Annotated in this window: 11 protein-coding genes; 5 read left to right on the top strand and 6 right to left on the bottom strand. The window is 72.5% G+C overall.

The features are described 5' to 3' along the window. Positions 1-244: 244 nt before the first annotated feature. The 6 genes from BM430_RS33795 to BM430_RS34550 all read right to left on the bottom strand — a co-directional run bounded on the left by BM430_RS33795 (position 245) and on the right by BM430_RS34550 (position 6700). Positions 245-829 (bottom strand): lasso peptide biosynthesis B2 protein, encoded by a 585-nt coding sequence (locus BM430_RS33795; RefSeq protein ID WP_177302931.1) that lies wholly within the window; start codon positions 827-829, stop codon positions 245-247. Continuing rightward, entirely contained in the window at positions 826-1998 is a 1173-nt protein-coding gene (locus tag BM430_RS34545) for a tetratricopeptide repeat protein (RefSeq protein WP_093565629.1), read from the bottom strand. The genes BM430_RS33795 and BM430_RS34545 overlap by 4 nt, the downstream gene beginning before the upstream one ends. 61 nt (positions 1999-2059) lie before the next feature. Then, complete coding sequence (locus BM430_RS03935) at positions 2060-2803, bottom strand: J domain-containing protein (RefSeq protein WP_093565631.1); 744 nt, start codon at positions 2801-2803, stop codon at positions 2060-2062. After that, positions 2733-5090: a GumC family protein gene (locus tag BM430_RS03940; RefSeq protein ID WP_093565633.1), complete on the bottom strand. Its 2358-nt coding sequence runs from the start codon at positions 5088-5090 to the stop codon at positions 2733-2735. Before BM430_RS03940 ends, BM430_RS03935 begins: the two co-directional genes overlap by 71 nt. 70 nt (positions 5091-5160) lie before the next feature. Next, on the bottom strand, positions 5161-5844 hold the full coding sequence (locus BM430_RS03945; protein ID WP_177302932.1) for a polysaccharide biosynthesis/export family protein: 684 nt from the start codon (positions 5842-5844) through the stop codon (positions 5161-5163). Between the two features lie 7 nt (positions 5845-5851). After that, a complete protein-coding gene (locus BM430_RS34550; RefSeq protein ID WP_280142261.1) occupies positions 5852-6700 on the bottom strand; it encodes a tyrosine-protein phosphatase in 849 nt (282 codons plus the stop codon). Positions 6701-7411: 711 nt separating this feature from the next. Between BM430_RS34550 and asnB the strand changes: the two genes are divergently transcribed. The 5 genes from asnB to BM430_RS35005 are packed head-to-tail and all read left to right on the top strand — an operon-like array spanning position 7412 to position 12488. Continuing rightward, a complete protein-coding gene (gene asnB, locus BM430_RS03955) occupies positions 7412-9238 on the top strand; it encodes an asparagine synthase (glutamine-hydrolyzing) (protein WP_093565639.1) in 1827 nt (608 codons plus the stop codon). After that, positions 9238-10377, top strand: a complete 1140-nt coding sequence (locus BM430_RS03960; RefSeq protein ID WP_093565641.1) for a glycosyltransferase family 4 protein — start codon at positions 9238-9240, stop codon at positions 10375-10377. Before asnB ends, BM430_RS03960 begins: the two co-directional genes overlap by 1 nt. Further along, a complete protein-coding gene (locus tag BM430_RS03965) occupies positions 10374-11063 on the top strand; it encodes an ABC transporter permease (RefSeq protein ID WP_210188404.1) in 690 nt (229 codons plus the stop codon). Before BM430_RS03960 ends, BM430_RS03965 begins: the two co-directional genes overlap by 4 nt. Continuing rightward, positions 11060-11212 (top strand): hypothetical protein, encoded by a 153-nt coding sequence (locus BM430_RS35000; protein ID WP_210188405.1) that lies wholly within the window; start codon positions 11060-11062, stop codon positions 11210-11212. Before BM430_RS03965 ends, BM430_RS35000 begins: the two co-directional genes overlap by 4 nt. Positions 11213-11237: 25 nt before the next feature. Continuing rightward, positions 11238-12488, top strand: a complete 1251-nt coding sequence (locus BM430_RS35005) for an ABC transporter ATP-binding protein (RefSeq protein WP_244539305.1) — start codon at positions 11238-11240, stop codon at positions 12486-12488. Positions 12489-12504 lie beyond the last annotated feature (16 nt).

Genomic DNA, 12504 nt, shown 5'->3' on the forward strand with positions numbered 1-12504 from the left:
GTAGGCCCGCCCAGAGATCGGGGGACAATACCCCGATTATCTCTTCTCCTGCAAGGAAATTTGCAAGTCAGTCCGACAGTCGGCGGCGACATGATCTCAACGGCACGCCGCGCCCCACGAGCGAACGGGGCTTGCCTCGCTCTCGTCTTTTCTTGACGGCGCATCGTCGACATCTTCGGCAGCGGACCCTGATTCGGGGGTCCCCGCCGATGAGCCGGCGCCACAGGCCGCTTGCGCCGTGCCGTCATCCGAATCGTGCCAGTTCGGTGAAACCCGGCCGGGCCTCGCCTCCGACCACCATCGTGTCGCCGCAGGTCAGCCACGCATGGGCGGTCATCTTGGCGGTCTTCTCGGCGGCCATCCCGGTCCGGGCGCTCGCCGGCGCGACGCCGAGATGGAGGCGCGAGGGAATCCCGCGCACGGCCAGCATGCCTTTCGCGGCCATGGCCTGGGGCAGGCAGCGGACGGGCCAGGGCATCCGTTGGGCCGCCCGCTCCACGGCCCGGCCGATGGGCCGCACCGCGGCCGCGCGGTGCCGGTCCGCGCCGGAGAAATCCGTCGGTGCCGACGCCGTGCCGCGCATCGGACCCAGCCGCGCCGCGAGGATGCGGAAGGGCACCGTCCGGATCGCGAGGCTGGCCGCAGCCGACCAGACGAGGGCCTCCAGGACCAGGAGGTACCACCGCCAGCGCTCCGCTCCGCCATGCGACGTCCGATCGATCGCTGCAGGCGATCCTGCCGGATCGCCGTCGCGAGCCTCCGATACGGGCGAGGCCCCAAGCGACAGCCGCGGGCGGGATATCGTCGGAACTCCGTCGAACTGGGTCAAGGTCCGCCCCCGGGTCGGGACGCGGACAGCGGCACGAGGTCGAGCCCCGAGAAGGAGACGACGCCGCTCGCCTGCGTCTCGGAGGCCGTCCGGGCATCGGCCTCGAGGCCGAGCGACTGGGCCGGGCAGCCTTCGTCAGGAACGGTGAAGGTCATGTCGAACTCCCGCCAGGCCGCCGTGCCGGCGAAGGGTCCGGTGACGCCGAGCGCCCCGCTTGGATCGCTCAGGCAGGCGATCCGCCAGCGGATCCCCCGGGCGGAGTGCAGCCGGTCCGTGCGGACCCGGCCGGTGAGCCGGTAATCCCCGGACGCGAGGACCAGTTCGTGCACCACCGGCTGGCCGGGAACGCGGCCGCCGAGGAAGCCCACGCTCAGGATCGGCGTGCCGCCGGCCTCGCTCACGACCGCCGTGGCCCCCGGCAGCGCCGGCATCCGCCAGTCGAACGGCATCTGCGTCACCGGGCTGCGCAGGTCGCCGTTATACAGGTAGGTGAGGCCGGCCCGCGCCCCGGGTGCGAGGCTGCGCAACCAGACAGCGTAGGCTTCGTCGACCTGACCGTCCGCCAGAAGCCGCATCAGGTAGGGACGCAGTTCGTCCGCCCCGAGCCCTGGCGGCGCGGTCTGCACGTGCTCGAGCAGGGCGACCAGCGCTTGCGGCTCGCGCCACAGCCGGACCGCGACCTGGATGAACCGGGTCCGCCAGGGCGGGTTCTCGGCGAGGCGTTCGGCGAGGGCCGCGCGGAGGCCCGGCTCGACCAAGAGGGGGCTCAGGGCCCGGGTCAGGTCGTCGAGGCTGTCCGGGAAGGCCCGCAGGGCCAGATCGAGCTGGGCCATCGCCGTCCGGGCCTCGCCGCGCCGCAGCGCACGGGTCAGGAGCCAGGCCCGGACGAGACGATCGCGCGGCCACCAGGCCGCGGCGATCGCCATCAGCCGGTCCGCGCGCTCCTCCTCCCCGGCCTTCTCCGCGGCGAGGGCGAGCACCGCGTAGGCCTCCGCGCTCAGCGGCTCGACGCGCAGGCGCGCCTCCGCCTGCGCGACGGCCGCCGGGTCGGGCTCCGGCAGGCCTTGCCCTCCGTCCGGACGCGGGGACCGGTCCGTGCCGGACGCCGCGAGCAGGTCCGCCGTCGAGGCCGGCCGGCCGGAGCCACGAGGGCCCGTCCGATCGACCACAATGCGACGGTGCAGACCATCAGCGCGAAGGCGAGCGCGGCGTGCCGTCCTGGGCGCCCCATCAGCTGACCGGGCCCCCACATCCGGCGAGGGTGGCGACGTCGCCCCCGGCCCGGACCCCGTGGGATGCGTCCGGCAGGCGCGTCAACCCGGCGGTCAGGCCGAAGGGGACGAAGGCCGGCACCACCATGCCGGCCACCAGGAGGGCGAGCCGCAGGAGGCCCCACAGGCGGTGGCGGGGCGCGCGGATCGGCCTCGCCCGGGTCAGCGGGCGCGCGATCCAGCTCGGCCGGAAGGCCGGGACGGGTCGCATCCGCCGCGGGGGCTGGGCGGCCGCGGCGTCGCCTACCGCCTGCCACGCCGCGATCACGCGGCGGGTCGCGACCGCGTTCCACTCGCTCCGGCTCCGGTCCGGATGCAGCCAGAGCAGGAGTTCGCGCAGGTGGCGACGCATCTCGTCTCGCGGGGCGTGGGGCGGAACGGCGAGGACGCGATGGGGGTCCGCCCCGGGAAAGCAGACCACCTGGCGCAGGTAGAGCTCGGCCGATGCCAGGATGAAGTCCGGTTCGCGCCCCGTGGCGGCCGCGGCCGCCGCCAGGGTCTCGCCGCAGCCCGCCGCGATCCGGATCAGCGTCAGCACGTCGTGCGGCAGCGGCCGCCGCCGCAGGGTGGCGGCGAGCGTCGGCGCCAGCGCCAGGTCGAGGGCCTGCGGCAGCGCGCCGATCCGGGCCGGATCAAGGGCGGGCGGGCTCGGCCGGCTCCGGCGGATTGAGCTTCGTCGCGAGTTTCGTCGTCTTGGCGGCATCAAGGCTGCGGCTCGGATAGTTGTAGCTGTAGCTGTAATTGTACGCGTAGCTGTAGGTATAGCCGGAGCGGTCGGCGTTGAACTTGCTCAGCACGGTGCCGACGAGCCGGGCGCGAGCGAAGCGCAGGCGCTTCACGGCAGCCCGGACGAGGCCGCGCCGGGTGACGTTGGACTGGATCACCAGGAGCGTCCCGGCCGCGATGCTGGACAGGATCGGCGCGTCGGCGAGGCCCATGACCGGCGGGCTGTCGATCAGGATGATGTCGAAGGATTCGCTCATCTGGGCGAGGAGCGCCGGCAGCTTCGGGCCCGCCAGCAGCTCGGCCGGGTTCGGCGGCAGGGCTCCCGCGGTGATGACCGAGACTCCGTCGACGAAGCACGGCTGGGGTAGATCGCCGATCTCGGCGGCCCCCGCGAGATAGTTCGAGAGTCCGGTCTTGCTCTCGACCTTCAGATAGCGCCCGATCGAGGGATTGCGCAGGTCGGCGTCGATCAAGAGGACGCGCATCCCGAGCTGCGCGAAGTTGACCGCGAGGCTGACCGAGGTGGTCGACTTGCCCTCGCCCGGCTTCGCGCTGGTGACGAGCAGCACCCGCGGCACGCCGGACTCGGTGGAGAATTGCAGGGCGGTGCGCAGGGAGCGGTAGGACTCGGCCACCCCCGATTGCGGCTGGCCCACCACGGTCTCGATCACGGTCGTGGTGCTCTGGTCGCTCAGCGGGATCACGCCGAGGGCGGTGAGGCCGAGCGTTTCCTCGAGGTTCTCGGCTCCCTTGAAGGTGTCGTCGAGAAGTTCCAGCACGTAGACCACGGCGCAGGCGACGATGAGGCCGATCGCGAGGGCGATCGCCAGGATCTTGGCAAGCCGCGGGCTCACGGGAGCCCCGGGGATTTCGGCCCGGTCGACGATCGAGACGTTGTTCGTGCCGAGGCCCGCGGCAACGCCGAGCTCCTTGTATTGCTGCAGCAGCCCATCATAGAGGGCCTTGTTGGTGTCGAGCTCGCGCTGGAGGATGTTGTACTGGATGCTGCGGGTGCGCACGTCGAGGGCCTGGTCGCGCAACTGCGCCATCATGGCCATCAGGGACTGTTCCTGCGCCTTGGACGCCTCGTACTGAACGCGGACCGACTCCCGCACCAGTTCCACCTGTGTCTTGATCTGGCGATCCAGCTCGCTGATCTGGGTGCGAATCTGGATCATCTCGGGGAAGGCCGGCTTCAGGATGTTCAGCTTGTCCTGGTAATCGGTCATCAGCTGCGCGCGCTTCTCGCGGGCGGTCTGGACCGCCTTGTCGGCCATGACCTGCGGCAGGCTGAGGCCGTTGCCGGATTGCGCCTGGTTCCAGAGCTGCTCGTTGCGGACCCGCTCGGCGGTGGCGGCCGACAGGCTCGTGTTGATCGCGGCGAGCCGGGCGGTGGTTTCGGGCTGCTTGTCGTCGAGGTTGGCGATGCCTTCCTTGCGCGCGTAGGCGACGAGCTGCCTCTCCGAATCCTCGAGCTTGAGCTTCACCTGCTGCAACCGCTCCTCGAAGAAGGATCGGGCATAGGCCGAGGCGTTGACGCGCCGGTCGAGCATCGAGGCCAGGAAGTTCTCGGCCACCGCGACGCTGATCTTCTGCGCCGTCGCCGGATGGGTGCTCGCGAAGGTGATCCGCACGATCCGCGACATCGGGACCGGCTGGACCGAGAGCCCGCCCATGATCATCCCGACGACCCGCGCCTGGCCGGCCTCGATCGCGTCGGCGGTCAGGGCCGGCTCGGATGGCGGCGTCGCCCCGCCCGAGACGGCCCGCCTCAGGCGCGACCACGGCGAGGACACGGGCTGCGTCATGGCGGCGATGTCGGCCGAGTCGAGGCTCCTGGCCACCCGCTCCGCCAGCGACCGGCTCTTCAGCAACTCGTACTGGGTCTGGAGGAAGAACGGCTCGCGCGTGAAATCCTCGACGCCGGCCTGCTGCCGGTTGCTGAGGACTCTCGGCGCCTGCAGATCGATCTGGATCGTCGTGGACGCCTCGTAGATCGGCGTGGTCAGATAGGCCTTGATGAACCCGGCAGCGAGCGCGACGAGGCAGACCGCGCAGATCAGGAGCTTGCGCTTGAGCAGGACGTCGAGCATCCAGAGCAGCGCGAGGCGACCGCGTGCCTGGACGGTGTCGAGGGACGGCTCGATCCCGGTCGGGTAGCCGCCCGGGTAGCCGCCCGGAACGGCGAGGCCGGTGCCCCACTCGTCCGCGAGCGCCGGCACCCGCTCGCCGGCCGGCCGTTCGGAGGGGATCAGCGGGTTCACGAGCGGCGCCTTCCGGACCGGACCGCGGTCCCGGTGCCTCGATGGTGTCTCGGTCTGGTCATCGGTCCGTTCATGGAATGGCGAAACGGGCGGCGCCGAGCACCGGGCTGCTCAGGTCGCGCACGAATTTGAGCGTGTTCAGCGTCGCCGATTCCCCGACGACCACCGCATCCTTGCCGTAGACCGGCGGATCGGCCTCCTGGCCGGTCCGGATCGCCCGCAGGCTGTAGCGCGCCGCCTCGCGCCGGCCGCCGGCGTCGCGGATGACGACGACGTCGTCGACATTGCCGACCTCGTTCGGGCCGCCGGCCTGCGCGATCGCCTGCAGCAGCGTGGTCTCGCCCTTGGCGACGTAGATCCCCGGCTTCGCCACGGCGCCGTCGACGGCGTAGCGCTGGGCGAGCCCCTCCTTGACGGCGACGGTCACCTGCGGCGAGCGGACATACTTGGCGCCGAGCTGGCGGGCGATGTCGGCCTCCAGCTCCCGCGTCGTGCGTCCGCCGGCCACGACGCTGCCGATCAGCGGCAGGTCGATGCGCCCGCGCGCGTCCACCTGCACGGTCCGGGTCAGCCCGGGGACCATGAAGACCGAGATGTCGAGGGTCTCCTCGGCGGCGATCCGGTACTCGGCCACCGGCTGCGTCGCCGCGAGGGGGACGCCCCTGGTCAGCGGCGAGGTTTCGACGCTGTGGCAGGCGCCGAGGCCGCTCAGGCCGGAGGCGACGACGAGGGCGCGGGCGATCCGGAGCGTCATGCGTGACTCAGTGGTGGCCGGCATGCCGCGTCTCGCGCGGCGACCGGGTGAGGAGGCTGCGCGCCCGGACGAGCAGGCCGCCCAAGCTGGAAGAGTGCGTGTCGGGAGAGCGCCGGTCGGGTGCGCGGCGGGATGCCTCGGGCAGGGCCCGGTCCGCCAGGATGGCTTCGGGCACGGCCTCGAAGATCCGTCGCGTGCAGTCCGCGCCGGCCCGGAGCCGGACCGCCTCGCGGGCTTCGGCCAGGAGCGGCGGCCGGCGCACCGCATCGTGGGCGTCGCTCGCCACGAGGTCGACGAGTCCCTCGTCCAGCATCCGCTCGGCCCAGTAGCGGGCCCGGCGGCCGAACGCCCCCGTGAAGGCGCCGGCCGTGATCTGCATCGCGACGCCGGACCGGGCGAGCCGGCCCACGAAGGCGTAGTCCCGCTCGATCCATCCCGTGCGCTCGGGATGGGTGAGGATCGGCACGTAGCCCGCCGACAGGATGTCGAACAGGGCGTGGTCCATGCGCGGCGGCAGAATCACGTGCGGCAGCTCGATCAGGACGTAGCGCGAGCCGTCGAGGGCCAGCGCCTCCCCCGATCGCAGGCGCGCGACGTTGTCGGGAGAGATGTGGAGGTCGGCTCCGGCCACGAGACGGAGGGGGAGCCCGGCCTCGTCGAGGGCCGCCTGCATCCGGCCCACCGCCGCACGGATCGCCGGCCCCTCGTTGTCGTAGACCCCCGGCAGGATGTGCGGCGTGCACGCGATCGTGGTGATGCCCTGGCCGGCCGCCATCCGGGCCAGGTCGAGCGCCTCGGACAGCGTCGCCGGCCCGTCATCGATACCAGGCAACAGATGGCAATGAAGATCGATCACACTCGCCTCACCTGCGCCTAATCCATCGGGACTCAGATGCCGCAAGAACGCAACTGGGTGCCGACTGGACCAAAATCGTCAAAAACTATCGTGGCTCTGTCATAGGCAATCCCGCTCGGCAAACCGGTTTTTCGTCGCGCGGCGCCATTGAAACCTCGCCGCCTCCTTATCACGAGTCCGCAGCAAGACGAGATGGAAGATCATCAAACCATGCTCCTGTGGCACTCACGCAACTTACGCAGAGTCCGTCACGCAGCGACAGGCGCGGATCGTACGGGTTTTCGGTTTGATGGCTCCATGTTTTCACATCGCGGCCCGTCGAGAATTCCACGCCGGCCGCCGGCTGTCTATGGACATGTCGACGATCCCTTGGTTAAGGACTCTCATGAGGAATTCGGAGCGCGGGCCGACGATGTCGCGCCCGAACGGCATCGTGCGCGGGCTGTCGGGCCTTGCGGTCGTCTCGCGAAGCTCCGGCTTCGGGCGCCCGCCGCGCATCATCTCGAATGTCGGTCACCTGCCGGGCGGCGAGAACGATGCGAAGCCCGAGAACGATGCGAAGCCAATGACCCGCGGCGCGTCGCCCGATGGGGCTCCAATGACGGCCTCCCGGAGGACGTCGTCCGGCGGGTGCCCGGACGTGTCTATGCGCGGCGGGCAACCGGGACCGGGCACGGACGATCCCGCGGCATCATTCGGAGCGGCGCCCGCATGTGTGGGCTGAACGGAATCCTGGCCTACCATCCTGCCGCGCCGCAGCCCGCCGAGGCGGAGCTCCTGCGGACGCGCGAGCGGATGGCCGCGCGCGGCCCCGACGGGGCCGGCCTGTGGTGGTCGGACGACCGGCGTTGCGGCCTCGCTCACCGACGCCTCGCGATCCTCGACCTCTCGGAGCACGGCGCTCAGCCGATGCTGAGCGCCTGCGGCGACCTCGCCGTGGTGTTCAACGGCGAGATCTACAACTATCCGGCCCTGCGGACCGCGCTCGAGCGCGACGGCGTCACGATGGCCAGCGGCTCCGACACGGAGGTCCTGCTCCACCTCTATCGTCGCCACGGTCCGCTCATGGTTGAGCGGCTGCGCGGCATGTTCGCCCTCGCCATCTGGGACCGGCGGCGGCGCGGCCTGTTCCTCGCCCGCGATCCCTACGGCATCAAGCCGCTCTACACCGCCGATGACGGCTGGACCGTCCGCTTCGCCTCGCAGGTGAAGGCCCTTCTCGCCGGAGGGGCGGTATCGCGGGACCCGGAGCCCGCGGGCATCGTCGGCTTCCACCTGTTCGGCAGCGTGCCGGAGCCGTTCACGCTCTACCGGGAGATCCGCGCGCTGCCGGCCGGCCACACGCAATGGGTGGACCGCGCCGGTCCGCGCGAGCCCGTGCCCTACGGATGCGTCGCGGCGCGCCTGGCGGAGGGGGCCGCCCGTCCGGCGGCCCCGGGCGAGGCCGCGTCCCGGCTCCGGGCGGCCTGCCTCGACAGCGTCCGGGCCCACCTGCTCGCCGACGTCGATGTCGGCCTGTTCCTGTCGGCGGGCATCGATTCCGGCGCGCTGCTCGGCCTGATGCGCGACGCAGGCTGCGCGCGCGTCACCGCGGTGACGCTCGGCTTCTGCGATTTCGCGGGGCGGCCCGAGGACGAGGTGCCGTGGGCGGCCCGCATGGCCGCGTCCTACGGCGCGCGCCACGTGGTGCGCCGGGTCGGCGAGGCGGAGTTCCGGGACGACCTGCCCCGCCTCCTGGACGCGATGGACCAGCCCTCGATCGACGGGGTCAACACCTGGTTCGTCGCCAAGGCGGCGCGGGAGGCCGGACTCAAGGTCGCCCTGTCCGGGCTCGGCGGGGACGAGATCCTGGCCGGCTATCCGAGCTTCGACGACGTCCCCCGCTGGGCGGCCCGGTTCCGCATCCCGGCGGGGATCCCGGGTCTCGGGCGGGCCCTGCGCCGGGCGGGCCGCGCCCTCGGGATCGCACCGGGGATGCCGAAGGCCGTCGGCCTCGTCGAGTATGCGGGCAGCGTGGCGGGCGCCTACTTCCTGCGCCGCGCCCTGTTCCTGCCCTTCGAGCTGCCCGAACTCATCGATCCCGGCACGGTCCGGGCGGGCCTGCGCCGGCTCGATCCCGTGCGCCGGCTCGGCGCCGGGTTGTCCCCGGATCCCGGCCTGCCGCTGGCGCGGGTGGCGGTGCTCGAGAGCACGCATTACCTGCGCAACCAGCTCCTGCGGGACGCCGACTGGGCCGGCATGGCCCACGGCCTGGAGATCCGCACCCCCCTGGTCGACGCGTCCCTGCTGGCCGCCCTCGCGCCGCTCGTCGGCGGCTTCGGGAACGGCGCCGGCAAGCGCGCCCTCGCGCAGGCGCCGTCGCGCCCGCTGCCGCCGGCGCTCCTCGACCGGCCGAAGACCGGCTTCACCACCCCGATCGGCCGCTGGCTCGGCCGGCCCGATGCCGCGCGGCGGCCGGCGGGGCTCGTCGCCCGCGACTGGAGCCGGCAGGTCTTCGCGTCGGCGGCTCTTCCCCCCCTCGTCCCGGACGCCGCGTGATGGCCGCGGTCGGCATCGGCGGGACCGGGGCGTCCCCGCGCGTGCTCGGGCTCGTGACGGAGGCCTATGGCGGCACCGGCGGCATCGCGCAGTACAACCGGGATTTCTGGGACGCCCTCGCGCGGGTGCCGGGCCTCGGTGCCCTCGACCTGCTGGCGCGACGCGGAGACGGGGAAGGCGCGCCGGCCCGGATCCGCCTCCACCGGCCCCGGCCGGGACGGACCGCCTACGCGGCGACGGCCCTCGGGCTCGCCGCCGCGCTGAGGCCCGACATCGTGATCTGCGGCCATCTCTTCATGGCCGGCCTCGCGGCGGCGGCGGCGCGCCTCGGCGGGGCGCGTCTCGCCGTGCAGCTGCACGGGATCGAGATCTGGCGGGAGACCGGGGCGGTCCGCCGTGCCGCCCTCGAACGGGCGGATCTCGCTTTGTGCGTCAGCCGCGACACCCGCGCCCGCCTCCTGTCGGCCACCGGCCTGGCGCCGGAACGCGTCCGCGTCCTGCCGAACACCGTCGGCGAGGACTACGTCCCCGGCCCGCGGGGCGAGGATCCCGGCGCGACCCGCATCCTCCTGAGCGTCGGGCGCCTCGACGCGCGCGAGGCCTACAAGGGGCACGACGCGGTGATCGCCTGCCTTCCGCACCTGCTCGCAGGCGGGCACGACGTGATCTACCGCATCGCCGGCGAGGGCGACGACCGGCCGCGCCTCGAGGCCCTCGCGCAGGCCCGGGGATTGGCCGGGCGCGTGCGGTTCCTCGGCGCCGTGCCCCGGCCCGACCTGCCCGCGCTCTACCGGGCGGCCGACCTCTTCGTCCTGCCCTCGCGGGGCGAGGGCTTCGGGATCGTCTTCCTGGAGGCGATGGCCTGCGGCACGCCCGCCCTCGGGCTGGCGGAAGGCGGCGCGGTGGACCCCCTCGGCGGCCTCGGCCGCGCCGTGCCGATCGGGACCCTCGCGGAGTCCATCGCGGCCGAACTCGCCCGGACCGCCGGGGGGCGGGACGAGGCCGAGCGCCGGGCCCTCGCCGGTCGCGTGCGGGCGCGGTTCGGCCGCCCCCTGTTCGAGGAGGGCGTGGCCCACGCCCTCGCCCGCCTCGGCGCCGGGCCCGCTCTCCCGGCCGCCCATCCCGGACCGCACGCATGACCGCGACCGCGCAGGAACGATCCCTCGTCATCGAGCCGGGTCGGTCCGACTGGAACTACTGGGGCGACCTCTGGCACTACCGGGAGCTCATGCTGATCATGGCGTGGCGGGACGTGTCGGTCCGCTACAAACAGACCGCGATCGGCGTCCTCTGGGCGGTGATCCGCCCGCTCCTGACCACGATCGTCCTCACGGTCGTGTTCGGCCGCTTGGCCGGGCTCCCGAGCGACGGGCAGGCCCCCTACGCGGTGATGGTCTTCACCGGCATGCTGCCCTGGTTCCTGATGTCGGGCATCGTGACGGAGGCCTCGGGCAGCCTCGTCGCCAACGCGAACCTCGTCGGGAAGGTCTATTTCCCCCGCCTGATCGTCCCGATCGCCACCACCCTGGTCAACCTCGTCGATTTCCTCGTCAACCTCGCCATGCTGGCGCTGGTCCTGGCGTGGTTCGGGTTCGTGCCGAGCTGGCGCATCGTGTTCCTGCCGCTCGTGACGGCGGCGGCCGTCGCCGCGGCCCTGGGACCCGGGATCATCCTCTCCGCCCTGACCGTGAAGTACCGCGACTTCCGCTTCGTCGTTCCCTTCGTCATCCAGTTCGGTCTCTACGTCACGCCGGTGGGCTTCTCCAGCGCCGTCATCCCGGGGGCTGGCGACTGCTGGCCCATCTCAACCCGGCCGTCGGCGTGATCGACGGCTTCCGCTGGTGCATCATCGGCGGGGACAGCCGGCTCGACGGGCCGGGCCTCCTCCTCGCCCTCGGCGTGATCGTCCTGCTCGGCTGGCTCGGGTTGCGGGTCTTCCGCCGCACCGAGCGCGGCTTCGCCGACGTGATCTGAGCGGCGGGAACCGGGAGCGATCCGCGTGAGCGACACGATGATCAGGGCCGAGGGACTCGGCAAGCGCTACCGCGTCGGCCGCGGCGGCCGCCAGTACACGGCCTTGCGCGACGTGATGACAGAGGGAACCCGGCGCCTCGCCGGCCGGATCCTCGGCCGCGGCCCGGCCCGCGGGGCGGAGGCGGACGACGCGTTCTGGGCCCTGCGGGGGGTCGATTTCGCGATCCGCCGGGGCGAGGTGGTCGGCCTCGTCGGGCGCAACGGCGCCGGCAAGTCGACGCTCCTCAAGGTCCTGTCCCGGATCACCGAGCCGACGGAGGGGCGCGTCACGATCAAGGGCCGCGTCGCGAGCCTGCTCGAGGTCGGGACCGGCTTCCATCCCGAGCTGACGGGCCGCGAGAACATCTTCCTCAACGGCGCCATCCTGGGGATGAGCCGGTCCGAGATCCGCCGCAAGTTCGACGAGATCGTCGCCTTCGCCGAGACTGAACGCTTCCTCGACCTGCCGGTGAAGCGCTACTCCAGCGGCATGTATGTCCGGCTCGCCTTCGCGGTGGCGGCGCATCTCGAGGCCGAGATCCTGATCGTCGACGAGGTTCTGGCCGTCGGCGACGCGGAGTTCCAGGCGCGCTGCCTCGGCAAGCTCGGGCAGGTGGCGGGCGACGGGCGCACCGTGCTGTTCGTGAGCCACAACCTCGCCGCCGTGGAGCGGCTCTGCAGCGCGGCCCTGCTCCTCGACCGGGGCCGGGTCGTCGCGCAGGGGACGGCCGGGGCGATCGCCCGGCGCTATCTCGACGAGGCCGTCGTCTCCTCCGGGCGCGGGGCGGCGCGCCGGATCGACCATACCGGCGAGGCCCTGCGCATCGACCGGGTCGACCTCCTGGTGAACGGCAGCGAGGCCCGGCACGCCGTCGCCGGCGATGCCTGCGAGATCGCCATCGCCTATTCCTGCCTCGCCGCCGGCGGCCTGCGGCGGCCCCCGTCCTTCACGCTGGAGGTCCACCTCAACGGCCAGAAGGTCGCGCTCCTGTGGAGCGAGTACCGCCAGGACCGTCCGACGCTGCCCGATTCCGGCACCGTGCGCTGCCTCATCCCGCGCTGGCCGTTCCGCGACGGCGTGGTGCGCCTCGACGTGGCGGCCCATGTCGGCACCGGCCTGCAGGATCGCTTCACGGAGATCCTCACCTTCCAGTCGCTCGACGGGCCGTATTACGGCTCCGGGCCGATGAACGACCCGGACCGGAGCCTGGTGTTCCTCGACCACGACTGGGCTTGAGCCGAGCCGATGCCGT

Origin of the sequence: Methylobacterium sp. 174MFSha1.1 (genome assembly GCF_900116815.1) — a bacterium.
GTDB lineage: Bacteria > Pseudomonadota > Alphaproteobacteria > Rhizobiales > Beijerinckiaceae > Methylobacterium.

Bases quoted from the DNA above. Each gene is read 5' to 3' on its own strand.
- BM430_RS03935 (WP_093565631.1), bottom strand. From the start codon at position 2,803: ATGCCGCCAAGACGACGAAACTCGCGACGAAGCTCAATCCGCCGGAGC.
- BM430_RS03945 (WP_177302932.1), bottom strand. From the start codon at position 5,844: ATGACGCTCCGGATCGCCCGCGCCCTCGTCGTCGCCTCCGGCCTGAGC.
- asnB (WP_093565639.1), top strand. From the start codon at position 7,412: ATGTGTGGGCTGAACGGAATCCTGGCCTACCATCCTGCCGCGCCGCAG.
- BM430_RS03960 (WP_093565641.1), top strand. From the start codon at position 9,238: ATGGCCGCGGTCGGCATCGGCGGGACCGGGGCGTCCCCGCGCGTGCTC.
- BM430_RS03965 (WP_210188404.1), top strand. From the start codon at position 10,374: ATGACCGCGACCGCGCAGGAACGATCCCTCGTCATCGAGCCGGGTCGG.